The 16462-nt window shown below is 45.5% G+C and carries 18 protein-coding genes; 4 read left to right on the top strand and 14 right to left on the bottom strand.

What is annotated here, in order from left to right:
* Positions 1–69: 69 nt before the first annotated feature.
* Both L0659_RS05805 and L0659_RS05800 read right to left on the bottom strand, forming a co-directional pair.
* A complete protein-coding gene (locus L0659_RS05805; protein WP_235124767.1) occupies positions 70–384 on the bottom strand; it encodes an SDR family oxidoreductase in 315 nt (104 codons plus the stop codon).
* Positions 381–2411 (bottom strand): sigma 54-interacting transcriptional regulator, encoded by a 2031-nt coding sequence (locus L0659_RS05800; RefSeq protein WP_235124766.1) that lies wholly within the window; start codon positions 2409–2411, stop codon positions 381–383. Before L0659_RS05800 ends, L0659_RS05805 begins: the two co-directional genes overlap by 4 nt.
* Before the next feature lie 141 nt (positions 2412–2552).
* Here L0659_RS05800 and L0659_RS05795 point away from each other — a divergent pair, with 141 nt between their 5' ends.
* Positions 2553–3428 (top strand): lysophospholipid acyltransferase family protein, encoded by an 876-nt coding sequence (locus L0659_RS05795; RefSeq protein ID WP_235124765.1) that lies wholly within the window; start codon positions 2553–2555, stop codon positions 3426–3428.
* Positions 3429–3444: 16 nt separating this feature from the next.
* Here the strand turns inward: L0659_RS05795 and L0659_RS05790 are convergent, their stop codons facing one another.
* On the bottom strand, positions 3445–4764 hold the full coding sequence (locus L0659_RS05790) for an OmpA family protein (protein WP_235124764.1): 1320 nt from the start codon (positions 4762–4764) through the stop codon (positions 3445–3447).
* A 343-nt stretch (positions 4765–5107) separates the two neighbouring features.
* Between L0659_RS05790 and L0659_RS05785 the strand changes: the two genes are divergently transcribed.
* Positions 5108–5989, top strand: coding sequence for a DUF808 domain-containing protein (locus L0659_RS05785; protein WP_235124763.1), 882 nt, complete (start codon positions 5108–5110; stop codon positions 5987–5989).
* Between the two features lie 18 nt (positions 5990–6007).
* Here L0659_RS05785 and L0659_RS05780 read toward each other — a convergent pair whose 3' ends face one another.
* The 9 genes from L0659_RS05780 to L0659_RS05740 all read right to left on the bottom strand — a co-directional run bounded on the left by L0659_RS05780 (position 6008) and on the right by L0659_RS05740 (position 13020).
* Positions 6008–6262: a hypothetical protein gene (locus tag L0659_RS05780; RefSeq protein ID WP_235124762.1), complete on the bottom strand. Its 255-nt coding sequence runs from the start codon at positions 6260–6262 to the stop codon at positions 6008–6010.
* A gap of 97 nt (positions 6263–6359) precedes the next feature.
* Positions 6360–6812, bottom strand: a complete 453-nt coding sequence (locus L0659_RS05775) for a PA2169 family four-helix-bundle protein (protein WP_235124761.1) — start codon at positions 6810–6812, stop codon at positions 6360–6362.
* A gap of 101 nt (positions 6813–6913) precedes the next feature.
* Complete coding sequence (locus L0659_RS05770; protein WP_235124760.1) at positions 6914–9277, bottom strand: ABC transporter permease; 2364 nt, start codon at positions 9275–9277, stop codon at positions 6914–6916.
* Between the two features lie 208 nt (positions 9278–9485).
* Positions 9486–9896, bottom strand: a complete 411-nt coding sequence (locus L0659_RS05765) for a hypothetical protein (RefSeq protein WP_235124759.1) — start codon at positions 9894–9896, stop codon at positions 9486–9488.
* A gap of 172 nt (positions 9897–10068) precedes the next feature.
* Positions 10069–10644 (bottom strand): porin family protein, encoded by a 576-nt coding sequence (locus L0659_RS05760; protein WP_235124757.1) that lies wholly within the window; start codon positions 10642–10644, stop codon positions 10069–10071.
* 192 nt (positions 10645–10836) lie between these two features.
* Positions 10837–11613, bottom strand: a complete 777-nt coding sequence (locus L0659_RS05755; protein ID WP_235124756.1) for a hypothetical protein — start codon at positions 11611–11613, stop codon at positions 10837–10839.
* 23 nt (positions 11614–11636) lie between these two features.
* The gene (locus tag L0659_RS05750) at positions 11637–11855 is read right to left on the bottom strand and encodes a hypothetical protein (protein WP_235124755.1); all 219 of its coding nucleotides are present in this window, start codon (positions 11853–11855) and stop codon (positions 11637–11639) included.
* A gap of 130 nt (positions 11856–11985) precedes the next feature.
* Positions 11986–12516, bottom strand: a complete 531-nt coding sequence (locus tag L0659_RS05745; RefSeq protein ID WP_235124754.1) for a DUF2911 domain-containing protein — start codon at positions 12514–12516, stop codon at positions 11986–11988.
* Between the two features lie 96 nt (positions 12517–12612).
* Positions 12613–13020, bottom strand: coding sequence for a VOC family protein (locus L0659_RS05740; RefSeq protein WP_235124753.1), 408 nt, complete (start codon positions 13018–13020; stop codon positions 12613–12615).
* A gap of 214 nt (positions 13021–13234) precedes the next feature.
* Here L0659_RS05740 and L0659_RS05735 point away from each other — a divergent pair, with 214 nt between their 5' ends.
* Both L0659_RS05735 and L0659_RS05730 read left to right on the top strand, forming a co-directional pair.
* On the top strand, positions 13235–14098 hold the full coding sequence (locus L0659_RS05735) for an NmrA family NAD(P)-binding protein (protein WP_235124752.1): 864 nt from the start codon (positions 13235–13237) through the stop codon (positions 14096–14098).
* A gap of 54 nt (positions 14099–14152) precedes the next feature.
* Positions 14153–14917 carry a DUF72 domain-containing protein gene (locus L0659_RS05730; protein ID WP_235124751.1) on the top strand — a complete coding sequence of 255 codons (765 nt, stop codon included), beginning with the start codon at positions 14153–14155 and terminating at the stop codon, positions 14915–14917.
* A 7-nt stretch (positions 14918–14924) separates the two neighbouring features.
* Here the strand turns inward: L0659_RS05730 and L0659_RS05725 are convergent, their stop codons facing one another.
* On the bottom strand, positions 14925–15689 hold the full coding sequence (locus L0659_RS05725; protein ID WP_235124750.1) for an oxygenase MpaB family protein: 765 nt from the start codon (positions 15687–15689) through the stop codon (positions 14925–14927).
* A gap of 145 nt (positions 15690–15834) precedes the next feature.
* Entirely contained in the window at positions 15835–16239 is a 405-nt protein-coding gene (locus L0659_RS05720) for a response regulator (RefSeq protein WP_235124749.1), read from the bottom strand.
* Positions 16240–16462 lie beyond the last annotated feature (223 nt).

Genomic DNA, 16462 nt, shown 5'->3' with positions numbered 1-16462 from the left:
CCAGAAAATCGCTGAAATGAATTTTCCCCAGATTTGCATCGCCTTCGGGAACCAGCGCTGAATGCGGGATTACCACCCCATCACGTGCGTGCCAACGATCGAAAGGATCAGGTGATGCTTTACTCCCGCACTGATTTCGGCAGCCAGAATGTTGCGGCCTACTGTTTCAAAAAACTGGATCGCAGGAGCTTCTTCAAAAGAGGTTGAATTAGAAAGGTCAATGACCACATCTGTATTTTGCAGGGCATCGGAAAGCCCTTCGCCTGTTAAGGCATTGATGCCGGTAGAGGGAGATCCGGCAATGACCGTGTGGCCAAGCTGGCGAAGTTTTTTTGCAACATTTGAACCGATTAATCCTGTGCCGCCGATAATTACAATTTTCATGATTTTGAGCCCTGCCCGGATATCTTGCCATTGCAGCGTCTCAGAACCTGGATAATGTAAGTCCGCTCTATTTCCTCCAAAGAGCGGTTGGATAGCATTTCCGTCATTTCGTTGTTATCAATAGCTTTTTGCGGCAGAAAAACTTCACTGATTATGTTACCTGTTGCCAGGAGCACGCTTCGTTCAATGAGATGTTCGAGTTCCCGCACATTGCCTGGCCACAGATAGCTTTTCAATTGCCGCAATGCATTGGCTGAAATACGCATGCTTTTCTTTCCAGCATTCTTACTGTATTTGGATAGAAAAAAGCTGGTCAGGTTTTCAATGTCTTCTGCCCGGTGGCGGAGGGGCGGCAGGTTAATGGGGAAAACATTGAGCCGATAATATAAATCCGAACGGAAGCGGCCTGCTTTCACTTCTGCTTCCAGGTCCCGATTGGTTGCCGCAATGACGCGGACATTGAGCTTAATGGTGCTTTTGCCCCCTACCCGCTCCATTTCCCTTTCCTGCAATACCCGCAGTAATTTCACCTGAGCTTCCAGCGGCATTTCCCCGATTTCATCCAAAAAGAGCGTGCTGTTATCGGGCAGTTCAAATTTTCCGATCCTGCGTTCAACCGCACCCGTGAAGGCGCCTCGTTCATGCCCGAACAGCTCGCTTTCGATCAGGTTAGCGGGCATAGCGGCGCAGTTGACCTTGATCATCAGCTTCTTGCTTCGCGGTGACGCATTGTGTATTGCCCTCGCAATCAGCTCTTTCCCGGTGCCGGTTTCCCCTAATAGCAAAACGGTGGAATTGCTGGCTGATACAAGCGAAATCAGGCGATACACTTCCTGCATTGCTTTACCATTACCCACGATCTCAGCAAAATTGCTCCTTAGCTGCTCTTTGAGATAGTCATTCTCCTCCTCCAACTGTTGTTTGTAATGCAGAATTTGTTCGTTGGCTACAATGTTGGAAATGGCCGTGGATATCTGGGCGCATAATCCTTGCAAAATGGGAATGTTGATTTCATCAATGCTCAGCCACAGCAATCCTATGTTGCTGTTACTATTGCGCAGCGCAATGCCGACCATTGTTTTGAAATTCATATTTTTCCAAAGTTCGAGATACGACAGCCTATTTCCCCGGGCCAGCTCCCGCTCAACATTGAACAGCAGCGGAATGTAACTGTCCAGTATCCGGTTCTGAAGGCCATCCTCGATGGGATGCTTTTCGGCCAGCACGCGTTCCATCAGGGCCCGGTCGAATGTGGAAGATCCAGGGTCGTGCAGGTAGGCCGACATGGTTTTCCCGTCCGGGTTCATGCGCCGGATCACATAACCGCCATGCGGGTCCAGCTTTCGCAATGCCGTCTTAATCACTTCGGCAAGCTCCTCTTTGGTGCGGACGGCTGTCATATCGTTACTAAAATCCAGTAGGAATGACTTTTCTCTTTCGTTTTTAAGGATCTCTTCGTTCTTGATAATATTGGCCACTGCGCTTGCCAGCTGCGGGGTGATACGCCAGATCACATCCTTGAATTCCTGGGAGAAAGGTTCTGGCTTGTCTGTGTAAATATGGATAAATCCAATAGGCTTGTCTTCAATGCGAAGGGTAGTCATCAGGACGTGCTGCACGCCCTTTTCGTGGTTCACGCGCAAGAAGGCCGGACTTTTTGGAGCGTTCATCACATCCGCAAGCCGAAAGCTGATCGGACCATCGGAGGCCAGCACCGACTGTATAAACGGATCGTCGAGCGAAAAGCGCGCGGTGACCATAGATTGGTATTCCGAATGGCTTCTGATCGCCGATGCACTGTGGTCGAGCAGGAACGCTGTGTAACTCTCGTCCTTGACGTCGATCAATGTGACAATGGTGTGGGTGAAATAATACAGCCCTTTGATCCGCTTGGAGAAGAGAGCAATCAGATCATTTTTATCCCGGGCGCGCGTGATATCATTACCCAGTTCCAAAAGGACCTGACGCTCCCGTTCCAGCATCATTTGTTTCTCATTTTCAAATGGTTTATCCGAAGGGTGTTTCATCTTTCGCAAGTCATATTCTGACGCAAGAAATGCGTTTTTATGGACATCGCATTTTATTCTTTTAGAAAAAAAAGAAACATAGCTGCCAGGAATGATGTTGTTAAGACAACACAATTCAATAAGTCAATCCCTTCACAGCATATGAAATTTATTAAACCTATTAAAAAATGGCTCAGTTCTGCCTTTTTTAACTCGCTACTTACCATAGCGGGAGCGTTGTCGGCTATGGTTTACTTTATTGTTTTCCATGTACTTAAATACAGGTATGACGTCATACGGAAGAACTTGTCCAGCTCTTTCCCCGTGCGTGGCGAGCAGCAGATAAAAGTCTTCATCAAGCATTATTACCGACATCTGAGCGACCTGGTGGTTGAGCCGTTTCTGCATTTGGTTATAGGCGCAAAAAGGCGAAGGGAGCTGGCCAACTACACAAATCCGGAGCTTTTGGAAAATTTTTACAGCAGCAACCGGAACGTTATTTTGCTCGCATCGCATTACGGCAATTGGGAATATCTGATCAACCTGCCTAAGGTTGTCAAATTTAAAGTGTTCACGGCCTTTACACCTGTGTCCAATCACTGGCTTAATGCGAAGCTTCTCAAAATGCGGTCGTTTTTTGGCGTCAACCTGATTGCGAAACAATACTTTTACCGTGGTGCATTATCTGCATTGAAACAACTCAAAAGGCCATCGCTCGTAGTTGTCATCGCGGATCAGCGCCCGGCGCCTGCAAGCGGGAAGCATTTTGTTAGTTTTCTTGGACAGAAAACCTCCGCACAGATCGGCGCGGAACGGCTGGCCGTTGTGTCGGATGCTGTGGTTGTATATCTGGAATGTGTGAAAAAGGCGCGGTTTCATTACGACTACACCTTCCACCTCGTGTCTGACAGATCTTCACAAAGCTCACCTCTCAACATTACTGCGAGTTATTACAATTTGCTGGAAAAGAACATTATCCGTGCTCCGGAACATTGGCTCTGGTCGCATGACCGCTGGAAACATATCCAGTCAGAATAGGACATTGCACTTACACTCAGTTGTCCAGCTTGATCAATTCTACCCGGCGATTGTTGGCCTTACCAACAGGTGTATCATTGGTATCAACGGGTTGTGACTGTCCTTTTCCATCGGTTTCCATCCGGGAGTCATTTATTCCGAATGTGCTCACCAATGCATTCCTTACAGCAGCAGCGCGGCGCTTTGAAAGGTCCACATTAGCCTGCTCGTTGCCATCCGTATCTGTATGTCCCACAATCTGAATCCGTAGTGCAGCATTTTCCTGAAGAACCTGGGCAATGTCTTTCAGGGTTCCATAGGATTGCGGCTGGATTTTTTCGCTGTTTGTGTCGAAGAGAATTCCGTGTGTAACAAATTTCCCCTCAGTTACCAGTTTATTACGCGTATCAGCAGCTCCCACAGCCAGACGGATATCGCTCAAAAAGAATGCGCCGCCTTTTTGATTAAAATCCGGATTATCGCTTGAAAATACGAGCGTGTTCAATAAAGCTCCCGGATCCAGCGCGCGGGGAAGGTCCAGCACTTTAGTGCTGTCAAGATAAACCCTTACCCGCTGTTTCTGCCTCCATATCGATACGTTAACCGATGTTTTATTGGTGTTGAACTCAGGAACGCCATGTTTGTACAAACTGCCGATCAGGTTGGTGGAATATTTCAGGTCACCTTTATCGGAAGATGTGGGCTGGAAGGTGATTTTGAAGCTGGGCGCTGAGATGTGTGAGGCTTCCCCCCAGGCAAACTTTTGGTCAGTGTCCTTCGCTTCAATCAGGCTGATCATGAACTCCCCAATGTTGGAAACGTCCTTATTGGCCATCAGTTTCAGTTGAAGCGTGAAATGTTCCGGCAGATCGCTGTTCAGGTATTCGGGATAGAAAACGCCATCCTGATTCATGCGGAGCCATTTCATATTGCTGCCTGCAACATTGACGAGCTCAGCGCCGGAGCGGGTATTCCAGTTAGCAGGAAAATCCCCCACCTCGTCCTGAGAAAAATCTTCATGCATAATAATCTTACTGCCAGCTACAAAATCGAACTTGGAATAAGAAGTTATATCGCCTTCCCTGCCAGTTGTAGCGGCAACAGCAGGCGTTGCGGGTTCGGGACTTGTTGTTGTTGATGTTGATGTTGGCTGCGGTTCCGATTGGGTTTGTGTTCCGGACGAATCGGGCGTACCGGGCTTATCCTTTTGCTTTTTTTTCTCCGTTGCTTTATCAATAGAATGGTCGATTTGGTCCACCACTTTTTGTTCAACCCGGTTTTTGATCCGGTCCAAAAGTTGCGCCGGACATGAAATGCTGTAAAGACCAAGCAAGACGATAACAGTGATTTTTTTCATTAGTGGTTGGTAATGGGTTATTATAATGTTCATATCAAGCCCGTATCCGTGGCGAGCTTGATGGCCGCAGCAATCGGATGGTCGTCAATAATAAATACATTCATCGCTTGCCCGGTAAAATGCCTTCAAACGCGCGCATCCAAAGTTACGCAGAGCGAAAGTAAGAAAACATCCCTGAAAACAGCCATTTTCCAACACAGTGCTTCCCATCTGTCACCAACCTGGCATGATGGTATAATATTTTAAATTACATTAGCCGTTTATTAGGCCTGAAAAGGCCAATATTGGCAATCCCTGACGGTGGAAACCGGTCTGAAACGAATCTTGTAATTAAAATAAAAATATGGCGTCCGGTTTCTTTGCAATTTTAGATGATATCGCTTTTTTGATGGATGACGTTGCGCTGGCAACAAAGGTAGCAACGCGGAAAACAGCCGGGATTTTGGGCGATGACCTGGCGGTTAATGCGGAAAAAGCAACTGGTTTTTTGTCCAGCCGCGAATTGCCTGTATTGTGGGCGATTACCAAAGGTTCGCTGCTGAATAAGCTGATCATCGTTCCCATAGCATTGGTGCTGAATGTGTTCTTACCCACGGCGATCAGCTATATCCTGATTTTGGGAGGGCTTTACCTGGCTTACGAAGGTGTTGAAAAGATCATTGAATATTTCTTCCACCATCCCAAAAAAGAACATTCCGTCATTAAGGAAACGGAGCAGGGAGAAACGGTTGCGCAAACGGATGTAGAGAAAACGAAGATCAAATCTGCGGTTACTACCGACTTTATTTTGTCCGTCGAGATTGTGATCATTGCGCTGGGAAGCGTTCTGGATAAGAGTTTGACGATCCAGATCTTGACCGTTTCTGCAGTTGCATTGGTCGCAACAGTTGGTGTTTATGGAATCGTAGCGCTGATCGTGCGGATGGATGATGCCGGGCATAAGCTCATCAAATCATCCGGCGGTAAAGGTTTCTTTTCTGCATTGGGCAACTTGCTCGTGCAGGCACTTCCTGTGATCATCAAGATTTTAGGTGCCGTAGGAACGGTTGCTTTGCTCTTGGTTTCGGGTGGGATTTTTTCTCACAACATCGAATTCTTCCACGATCTTTTCCCTGGAATCCCTGCTACGATCAAAGAATTGGGAATTGGCCTGGTTATGGGCCTTATAGTTTTCCTGGTTTTTACCGGTGTTAAAAAAATCATTTCCGCCGTAAAATCTAAATAGATGCACATGCCCGGCTTCTCACGGAAGCTGGGCAATAAGCGCCTTATATTTATCCACCTGGCTTTCAAATTTTCGGATGCCGGTTTCGTAGATAAATTTCAGCGATTCCAGGTCATCAATATCTTTTTCATAAGCCTCGTCCGCTTCCGATTCACGGTCCAGTTCGGATAATAATTGAAGCAACTTTTTCAGCGACCCGGAGTTTTCTTCTGCCCGGTACTGGTTCCATTCGAGCATTTTCTGGTAACTCTCTTTAAGACTTTTCTGAGCCATTGTCAGGGTGATTAATTTTTAAGATTTTGAGGATTTGTAAATGGTCATGCATAAAAAAAGCTGCCCCTTTCGAGGCAGCTTTCTAAGAATTGCTTGATTAAGCTTTTGCGCTATCACGCAATGCTTTGATCTTATCATGGGCAGCATTAATGCCCTGAGCCTGGCTCCTGATAATTTCAGCTGATTGCAAAGGAACATTTCCTGCCAATGCATCAGTGTAAGCCTTTTTGATCGCGTCTTCGCCGCGTTCAGCTTCTGATAAAATGCTTGCACGGTCACTGCCGCCAAATAGTGATTTTACATCAATCCAGGCACGGTGCAACGTTCCGCTAACACTCATATCATTTTCAACGTGTGCTGCTGAACCAACCAGTGCGGATAATTCCTGAACATTTTTGCGGCTCTGTTGAGCATATTCCTCAAACAAATGTTTCAGGTCGATATTCTCATCATTAATATCTGCAATTGCTTTTTCAAAACCAGCAACGCGGTCATTGTTAATTTCAATTAGATCACTAATTACGCCAGATGCATTTTCTGTAAGTGCCATATTATTGTTTAGTTTGTTTACGACACTTACTATGAATATCGTGCCAGCAATGTGAATGCGACCACATCATTGTGTAGGAAAATTTCGACCAACTTGCACCATTATTCGCTCCGCAGGCTTTTTACCGGATCCATTAATGCAGCCTTAATGCTTTGGAAAGAGATTGTTACCAATGCAATGACCAGTGCCAGCAGGCCTGCAAAACCGAACACCCACCACGGCATATCCATGCGATAAGCAAAGTCCTTCAACCATTTATCCATCGCATACCAGGCAACAGGGATCGCAATAATGATCCCGATGAAGACGAGTTTGACAAAATCTTTGGCCAAAAGCTGCACAATCCCCGCCAGGCTTGACCCCAAAACTTTGCGCACCCCGATTTCCTTTTTGCGGACCTGTGCCGTGTAAGTGGCCAGTCCAAAGAGTCCCAGGCAGGAAATGAATATGGCAATGGAAGCGAAAATGTTGAACAGCAGGCCGGTTTGCTCTTCCGATTTATAAAGACTATTGAATGCTTCGTCCAGAAACGCATATTGGAATGGTGAATCAGCATTAAATTTCCCCCAAACCTGTTTCGCCGCCGCAATTGCCTTTTGAGCATCATTACCCGTTGTTTTTATATAAATGCGGTTCATATCGTTGGGTCTATAAACAAAAACCGCCGGTTCGATCTTTTGCTTCATGGACGCAAAATGAAAATCTTTAACTACGCCAACGATCGTTCCTTCGTTGTCCCATAGCTTGAAACGTTTGCCAATCGGATCTTTGATGCGCGCAGTTTTTACGGCCATTTCGTTCAGGATATAATGCTTGGAATCAGACGGTGAATCCGTAAAATTGGCGCCTTCGTTTAATTGCATTTTAAAAAACGGAATGAAAGATTTATCGGCACTCATGAAGTGGATCATCATGGTTTCGCCCGGCTCCTTTCCATCCCAGTTGCTGCTTCCGGTTTGCCCGCCGATTTGAACTACATTAAAATTAGATCTGCTGACATCCGTTATGCCTGGCTGGTTCAGCAGTTCATTTTTAATTACATCATAGTGCTTTGTCAAATCCCGCATATAGAAAGAGAGCACGTGTGTTTTGTCATAACCCAAACCCTTGGAACGAATGTATTTGAGCTGGCTGCTGATAACCAATGTGCCCGCAATGAGCACAACCGAAACTGTGAATTGAATAACAACCAGGGTTTTACGGAACATGGATTCGCTAAGGCCGGCGGAAACTTTGCCCTTTAACGATTTAAGCGGTTCAAAAGATGATAGCAGCATAGCGGGATAAATGCTCGAAGCAATCAATGTTCCGGTAATGGTTGCTCCCAAAACCTGCCAGATATGGGGTTTCAGGAAGTCCAGCACTAGTTTTTTACCGGAAATCTGATTAAAAAATGGCATCAGCAGATGCATCAGCACAATCGCCATTAATGTGGATATTGAAAACATTAAAAGCGTTTCGACCACAAACTGTACGAAAAGCTGCATACGCGCCGCCCCTACAATTTTCCGCATGCTCACTTCCCTCGAACGCAGCAGCGAGCGTGCAGTGGAAAGATTGACATAATTAATACAGGCAATGATCAGGATCAGGGATGCCACAATCAGGAACATTCTGACGGTTTCAATGCCCTGCCCGGTGCCATCCGATTTGTATAAGTGAACAGCCGGCAATGCCTGTAAAAGGTAAGTAAGGTCTGTATCGTCGGGTTTGTTGCGGAGGTGAATGTTACGGAGCGTATTTGCTAAATTTTTGACATCCTTTCCTGGCTGTATTAAGAAATAGGTTGTATAATCAAATTCGTGAAAATCATTATCCTGGGTTTTGCCGTCTGTGTTGCCCGCGTATCGGTCTTTAAACCGGAGCGAGATGGGAAAGATCATATCTCCCTTAATGCTTGAATTTTCAGGAAAATCCGCAACCACGCCGGTTACTGTAAAACTGGTCGTATCGGAAGCAATTGCCTGTCCTATTACATTGGCATGACCAAAATAACGTTTTGCCGTCGATTCGGTCAGGATTACGGAGTGATTGTCGAGAAAAGGTTTGCGCTGGTTCCCGTGAATGAGGTTATAGTCAAACATAGTGAACAATGTCGGGTCCGCGAAGAATGTGTTTTCCTCATTGAAGACTTTATCCTGATACCTGAACAATGTATACGCACCATTATAAGTCATCCTGACCGCATCCCTGATCCCCGGAACTTCTCTTTTGGCAAATTCAGCAATAGGTGCCACTGTTCCTCTCCATATTTGCTCGCTGGCGCCGGTGCCCACACGGTTTTCAAGCTTATAAATACTTTCCGATTGCTTATTGAAGCTGTCATAAGTCAGTTCATCCTGGACCCAAAGCAAGATCAGTATCCCGACCGCAAGCCCTACCGACAGACCGATACAGTTGATGAGTGAGTAAAAGCTGTTCTTCAAGAGGTTACGCCAGGCAATTTTGATGTAGGTGACAATCATGATTTTGCTGAGATTTCAGTTTCTTAGGAAGTTACCATTGCCGGTAAAAAACGTTGCCAGCCAACGATACAGGCATTAAGCACCTGCTGGTGAACCCATTATAAATATTGAAAAAACAAATGCTGTCCGAAAGTGAACAGCATTTGTACGGTTATACAGAATAACGGATCGCTAATAAGCAAACCGTTTGATCAAATTTACATTCGGATTAGTTGCTGGGCGCCAGCTTCATGGTCACTTTCTGGAAGTAGGAAGCGGCCTGAGCACCGCTTTTTTTGTTGGATTTGAGCGTCGATTCGTTAATAAAGAGCTGCGTTTGCTTAAATATGCTCTGCTCATCCCGCCAGTCTGCAACATTAACAAGCAGGGGTTTTAACGGCCTGAAAAAATATTCAAACAGCACCCAATTCACGTACAGATCATGGTTGTAGCGCACATAATACACGGGTTCGAACTTCTCCAATTTTTCAAGGACTATCTGCATCGGCGATTTGCCAGACTTGGGGCTCTTCCGAAGCTGCGGCATTGCGGGGTGCAGTACTTTCGCTTCCAGAAGAAGATTAATGTAATCATTTAAATTATACAGAACTGTTTCATTGTGAACAGTGTAACGGATCATTTGCATAGTGGGCGCAAGGGTGTTTTTGGATTGTTCAGAAATCAAAAATATCAGAACCAATCCATTTCAACCAGCGCTGATGCTAATTTAGAGCGGTTAAAAACACGGCATAGAAAAAGGGAATGAGTCAAAACTCATTCCCTATCAAATTCTTTTCAGAAGGTAAGATCCGTTATTTTACCAACGGGATAGTCCAGAAAATACTGGCCTGGATAACGCTGTTCTTGAAATCAGGGTTAATGTCCTGGCCGGAAAAATTACCAACCTTCGAAAGTCCGGCGATATAACGAACGCCTACACCCAATCCAATCGGTGAATGGTAACCAATGCCACCTGCTGCTGCCAGATCCAGGTTTTTAGCAAAGTTATCGATAGTTTGATCAGGAACGTTCGATGATGTCCTGAATCCAGCTTGTGGGCCGAATTCCACATAGAACCCGCCGCTCGTTTTAAATTTGAACATAACAGGAACTGTTACATAGCTGATTTTGAAATCGGATTTGTTACCTGCATTGTTAACTTTCGCTCCTTGTGTAGAGAATAAAACCTCCGGCTGCAATGAGAAAACTTTTCCAAAACCGTAGTTAAGCACGCCACCCAGATGGTATCCTACCAACGCGTCAGATTCAATGTCACCGCCAGTATAGTTACTGATGTTAAGACCGGCTTTTGGTCCAATGCTGAATTTTTGGGCAAACGCTGACTGTACTGAAATAAGCAGCACGGCAGCCAATAGTAATTTTTTCATAATTTAAAAATGTTTAATGTTTTACAAATCCGTTGACGATTTGTCTTCGCAGTCCCGGCACCAACCGAGCCTCATTAAACGTTAGTCCAAATCTCATGCCATACCAATCCACCATCGATCAGCACTGATCTGCCCCCCATTTTCCCCACTTCCCTGCATGATAGTATGGCTTGCGGAGCACGCTTGAGATTCTTAAATGCAATATTTCCTGAACCAATTGGATGTATCATTCACATCAATCTCATCCCATACTTTTTCCGCCCCGACCCGCTTAAAATGCCCCACCAATTTGTAAGGTTCATTATCGATAGAATTGTCAAAGAAAAACGCCTGATAGGCAATATCAGAAGCCTGTTTTGCGAGTTGCAGCGATCTGTAATACCGGCTTTCGATTTTGTCCTTGGGTACATCATGCCCGTTGGCCCTTACCCGCAGCGCGACACGATACTGATTAATTTTGGGAGACTCAGTAGACACGAAATAAAAATAGACCTTATAACCTTGCTCAGATGCGCGCTGCATAATGTCAAGATTGGATTCGTGTGAGAATACGGTTTCAAAAGAAAATCTTTTCTTAGCTTCCAGAAGTTTTTCCCGAAGAAACCTGGCGATTATTTGAGATAGACGCTCGGAGTGTTTCTCAACCGTCAAATCTATTTTGTTGCTTTCAATATGAAAGGATCTTTCTAAATCGCTGACAGTAAATACGGCTATAAGCAAGCCTGACGAAAGAGCAAATTCAACAAGTTCTAATTTCGAACATTGAAGCCCATAATCTGAAAAACTAAAAGAGCCTTTCTGCAGCGATACTGCAATGTCATCCGCATTGACGTAAATTCCGAAATCAATCTTTCGTTTGTTGACATCCGTTTCTCTTACGGATTTGATAACCGTGCTTTTGCCCGAACCATTTGGACCGGCAAAAACTCGCAGCCGAAGCTGAGGTGTTGAAGTTATAGTGTGTTCCAAAAAAGTACGTTTGTTACTTTGACTTATACTTTCAGTTCTTCTAACTGCTCAATTCTACCATCCTCATATACTTTCACTACCCAGCCATCCCTTACCGTTACTACATGCCCCATTATTTGCATGGCCTCTTTCGCAGCTGCCCTTCCTGCACTTTGTGCTCTGCTCACCAGCAACCTTTTGGTTAAGTAAGCATAGCCATCGCTGGTAACCTGGTCCGTGGAATCTTTTGACTTTGTTTTCATAGCCCTAAAATACAAAAAATATCATAACCCAACATTGCCGGAACTCAGGCAATGCCCGGTGCAATCACACTAAAACAAAAAAGCCCCGCAAAATTCTGGTTTCGCGGGGCTTTCATTCATTTCAATATATTTACTTAATAGCAACCGGCACTTCGGTGTTTTCCCAGCGGAGGATGAAGCCGGTTGGGGTTACTTCGTAGGCTAATGTTTCTGTCATCGAGGCGCTTTTGGCTGGTTTTGCTTTTACTGTTAACACGTCCTTGGAAGCATCTTTGGTGGTTTCGCCACCGCGTTTGATGCCCCATTGGCCAGTTTCTGAGTTAAAGATAAATGACCATTCACTTGCACCCGGAAGCGCATACAGGCTGTACTTTCCGGCAGGAAGTTTTTGCCCTTCGATGGTAATGTCTTTATCGGTTTCGAAAATCGTAGCCTCATTTGCGCCGGCGCGCCAAACTTTGTCGAAAGGAACCAGTTCGCCGAACACTTTGCGTCCTTTTGCCGACGGTGCGGAATAGTTGATTGTAATGTTGGCACTGCCCGCTTTTCCGGTTGCCGTTTTGGCCGGACTTGCTTTTGGCTTGTCCTGTGCCTGGCCTGCGAAGGCAATCAGCATGCAGGTAAACATTACAAAGCCTTTTAAGATCAGATTGTTTTTCATGTCAATGCTTTTTAGTTTTTCAAATCAATAAATTTTTACTAAATATCGACATTTTGTACTAAAAATTGACAGTCATTTTTAACGTGAAGATCTTTCCTACGCCGTCCTGATATTTACCATCCAGTCTATTCCGAACTTATCGCGGAATGCGCCGAAAATGTCGCCCCACATCTGCCTGTCCAGTGGGACAACAATGGTGCCTTCTTCGCTTAATGCATCGTAATTCTGACGCAAAGTGGCTTCATCAAAACCGCTGAGAGAGAGCACGATCTTCCCGGCTCCCAGCGGCATTCCTTCCGGGGCGTCGCCACCCATAAATTCTATGGAACCTCCCATCATTGTGCCGTGCATAATGTGGTCGCGAATGCCGGCGGGGCAGCTTCCATCCATATCGCCGTAAGTCATGAAATTCACCTCTCCGCCAAAAATGCTTTGGTAGAACTCAAATGCCGGGCGGCAGTTGCCATCGAACATGAGGTAAGGATGCAAATCAATAGTTGCCATGGTTATGAAGTTTGTGGCTTTTAGCCTGTTAAGTGTTTTTACATAACAAAATTAGATCACACAAACGGCTTACTCCGTGTGAAAACGCGACAAAGAAAGGGGGACATCGCGCCAACTGTTCCAACCAGCATAATACAGGTCACTGCGGGGGTGAATTTTTAGGTGTTTGGTATAAAATTGGTAGCGTTTTTTGCTTCATCAAACCAATTTAGCCATGTATATAATCTTAGGAGCGACCGGACATGTGGGTTCTGCGGTTGCAGAAACATTGCTAAGCCGCGGTGAGGCTGTTACAGTTATTACCCGTGATGCTGAAAAAGCAGAAAAATTCAGACAAAAAAGAGCAGTTGTCGCTGTCGCGGATGTGCACGCTGTGGAAACCCTGCGGCAGGTTTTCCGCACAGGGAAACGGCTTTTTTTACTAAATCCCCCTGCCCTGCCTGATACAGACACCATTGCCGAGGAGAAAAAGAGTTTAGCAAGCATTATAGCGGCCCTGGAAGGCTCGGGATTGGAAAAGGTTGTGGCTTTGTCAACATACGGAGCGCATGATGGTGAAGGCGTCGGCGATTTGGGTGTGCTTTATGAAATGGAGCAGCAATTATCCGAAACGCACATTCCGTTTAGTATTGTCCGGGCGGCCTATTATATGAGCAATTGGGATGGCTTTCTGCAAACAGCCAAAACGGAAGGAAAAATATATTCGTTGTATCCGGATGATTTTGAGTTACCAATGGTCGCACCGGAGGAGATTGGCAAGTTTGCAGCTGAGTTACTGATCGAGCCGGTCGAGCGGACAGGACTATATTATATTGAAGGCCCGGCCGAATATACACCCGCAGATGTAGGAAATGCATTCTCGGAAGCATTAGCAAAGCAGGTGGATACGGAAGTTATTCCGCGCACGGAGTGGATTCCTTTTCTCAAAAAAATGGGTTTTTCCCAACATGCAGCAGAATCTATGGCCGCCATGACGGACATTACGCTGGAAGAAAAATATGAGGTGAGCGACTCGCCTGTGCGCGGGGAAATCAGCATTCGGGATTATGTTGGCAAATTGGCGAAAGGAATGGTTTGATCAGTACCGGCCGGGAATGATTTTATCTGTAACGGAAATCCAAAATCCGGTTTTATGACAGATAAGCAATATCCTCCATTTTATGCGGGCACCAGCGGTTTAATGCTGCCGGTGCCTAACAAGCAATTTTATCCCGAAGAATTTAAAGATACAAGCCGCTTAACTTACTACGCGTCAATGTTTAACAGCATTGAAATCAATAGTTCGTTCTACAAAATCCCGCTTGCATCGACGGTCCGGAACTGGTCATTGCAGGTGCCGGACGACTTCAAATTTACCTTCAAACTGTGGCGGGACATTTCACACAACAAAGGGCTTGTCTTTAACCCTGAGGATGTAAAGAAGTTTGTTCAGGTAATTGACCACATTGGTGACAAAAAAGGCGCTTTACTTGTGCAGTTCCCTCCCAGCCTAAAAGCAATGATGCTGCCCCAACTCGAAAATCTGCTGGCCACAATTGCTGACGCTGATCCTGAAAGACTTTGGCATGTGGCGTTGGAATTTCGGCATGACTCATGGTATCACGATGAGATTTTTGAGCTGATGGAACATTTCGGTTGTGAAATCGTCATTCACGACAAACCTGGCTTGTCGCCCGGCCTTCCGGAATCTGACGCTGCATTTAAATATTTGCGCTTTCACGGCCCCGAAGGCAATTACCGGGGCACCTATGAAGATGACTTTTTATACGATTCAGGAGAGCAGATCCAGGATTGGATAGCAGAGGGAAAAACGGTTTATGCCTATTTTAACAACACCATGGGCGAAGCAATCAACAACCTCAACTTGCTCAATGCGGCGGTTAATCCCGTGAAATAAGGCCCTTTCAATGCGTGCCCGCATCCAGCCCAGCTATTTCCATCTGGTACTTTGCAGGCAGAATTAAATTTTTAACAAACTGGTGGAGCTTAAAGCTGCGGGCCATTTTGTAAGCCGGAAGAATTACTTGCAAAGCGGACCAGTTTCCCAGGGAAAGCAGCCGGCTAATGCGCTGAGGAACAAGCTGAACCTGCACTTCTTTGAGCATTACATAACGCGGCAAGCCAAGATGCTTTTTGTATTGTTTATATAAATCAACAGAAAACGCGCTCTTGACAAAATTCTCATTAAGCTGCTTTTGTCTCATGGCCAGCCAAGCTTCATAAGTAGCCGGCAAGCCACCGATGCCCATTCTCGAACCGACATTGTGAAAGACCTCAAACACCTCGGCCTTCTCTTCCCCGGTAAGTTTCCTTTCCAGGAGTTCAAATGAGCGTATCGAATAGTCGATCAGCATAAACAGCACGTCGCGGTATGCCCAGTCCGGAATTTTTGCGCCGCGCTCATTTTCCACTTTTTGATGAATAGCTGTGATCTGGTCAATGGCCTGCAATGCTGCCTGATATTCTGAAAATACAATGCGGCGGGCATAAGTAACAGTTGAGAACAGCCTCCCCAGCGGATCTGCGGGGAGTTTTCCAGTGAAATACAGCCAATCCACAGACTTATTGACGGCAAATTCGGCGGAGGCTCCGGCAAAAATGAAAAGGATCGTATCCGCATTTCCCCAGATCTCACGCACAACAGAATCTTCTTTCACAAACCATTCCATCTCGTATTCACTTAAATCAAAATTTAAAAAGTACTTTGAATTACAAAGTTAATATTTTTTGTCAAAAAGTCCTTATTTTAAAAGAATCGTTGTGGTTTGAAATAAAAGGATTTGAGATTGGCAAAATAATGTATCAAAATAAATATCACCTCTTTCCCAGGAAACGGGCGAGGATGCTTTTTGTAATGTCAAGCAATGCTTTGAATGTGTTGGGTTTTACAATAAAATCGTCTGCTCCGGCGGCCAGCGCCTTCTTTTTCAGTTCGGGATTACTTGACGTGGACATCATTACAGCGGGTAATTTTTCCAGCCCGGGCTCCGCCCTGATTTCCTGAATAGCCTCAATGCCATTCATTTTGGGCATATTCATATCCACCAGCACGACTGTCCCGGAGATGTCGCCTGCATCTTTTACATTCTCAATTAATTCCTTACCATTTTCTGCTTCGATAACCGTCAGATTGGGGTTGGCTTCCTGTAAAGCGTCCTTAATCAGCATTCTATCGTCCTCGTCATCATCAGCGAGGTGAACTGTCTGTCCTTCTTCCATATTCTTTCACTGCTTGTAGAACAAATATATTAATCATTACCGTCTAAGACAATACGTTGCCGGTTGACAACTGTATCGAATGATGGTCGGATGATCAGTTCGTTGGGCGTTACCGTGTAATCCAAAGGCCGGAGTGCATATGCCAAGCCATAGAAAAGGGTTCGTTTATGGTAATATAAGCTTTCTTGCGCAATTGTCCCAACCTCCCCCTGTGATTGTCCTC

This window comes from Dyadobacter sp. CY347 (assembly GCF_021502655.1).
Classification (GTDB): Bacteria; Bacteroidota; Bacteroidia; order Cytophagales; family Spirosomataceae; genus Dyadobacter.
Note: the sequence above shows the minus strand (reverse complement) of the source record. Positions and strands in the feature narration are given on the sequence as shown.

Bases quoted from the DNA above. Each gene is read 5' to 3' on its own strand.
- L0659_RS05805 (WP_235124767.1), bottom strand. From the start codon at position 384: ATGAAAATTGTAATTATCGGCGGCACAGGATTAATCGGTTCAAATGTT.
- L0659_RS05800 (WP_235124766.1), bottom strand. From the start codon at position 2,411: ATGAAACACCCTTCGGATAAACCATTTGAAAATGAGAAACAAATGATG.
- L0659_RS05795 (WP_235124765.1), top strand. From the start codon at position 2,553: ATGAAATTTATTAAACCTATTAAAAAATGGCTCAGTTCTGCCTTTTTT.
- L0659_RS05790 (WP_235124764.1), bottom strand. From the start codon at position 4,764: ATGAAAAAAATCACTGTTATCGTCTTGCTTGGTCTTTACAGCATTTCA.
- L0659_RS05785 (WP_235124763.1), top strand. From the start codon at position 5,108: ATGGCGTCCGGTTTCTTTGCAATTTTAGATGATATCGCTTTTTTGATG.
- L0659_RS05780 (WP_235124762.1), bottom strand. From the start codon at position 6,262: ATGGCTCAGAAAAGTCTTAAAGAGAGTTACCAGAAAATGCTCGAATGG.
- L0659_RS05775 (WP_235124761.1), bottom strand. From the start codon at position 6,812: ATGGCACTTACAGAAAATGCATCTGGCGTAATTAGTGATCTAATTGAA.
- L0659_RS05770 (WP_235124760.1), bottom strand. From the start codon at position 9,277: ATGATTGTCACCTACATCAAAATTGCCTGGCGTAACCTCTTGAAGAAC.
- L0659_RS05765 (WP_235124759.1), bottom strand. From the start codon at position 9,896: ATGATCCGTTACACTGTTCACAATGAAACAGTTCTGTATAATTTAAAT.
- L0659_RS05760 (WP_235124757.1), bottom strand. From the start codon at position 10,644: ATGAAAAAATTACTATTGGCTGCCGTGCTGCTTATTTCAGTACAGTCA.
- L0659_RS05750 (WP_235124755.1), bottom strand. From the start codon at position 11,855: ATGAAAACAAAGTCAAAAGATTCCACGGACCAGGTTACCAGCGATGGC.
- L0659_RS05745 (WP_235124754.1), bottom strand. From the start codon at position 12,516: ATGAAAAACAATCTGATCTTAAAAGGCTTTGTAATGTTTACCTGCATG.
- L0659_RS05740 (WP_235124753.1), bottom strand. From the start codon at position 13,020: ATGGCAACTATTGATTTGCATCCTTACCTCATGTTCGATGGCAACTGC.
- L0659_RS05735 (WP_235124752.1), top strand. From the start codon at position 13,235: ATGTATATAATCTTAGGAGCGACCGGACATGTGGGTTCTGCGGTTGCA.
- L0659_RS05730 (WP_235124751.1), top strand. From the start codon at position 14,153: ATGACAGATAAGCAATATCCTCCATTTTATGCGGGCACCAGCGGTTTA.
- L0659_RS05725 (WP_235124750.1), bottom strand. From the start codon at position 15,689: ATGGAATGGTTTGTGAAAGAAGATTCTGTTGTGCGTGAGATCTGGGGA.
- L0659_RS05720 (WP_235124749.1), bottom strand. From the start codon at position 16,239: ATGGAAGAAGGACAGACAGTTCACCTCGCTGATGATGACGAGGACGAT.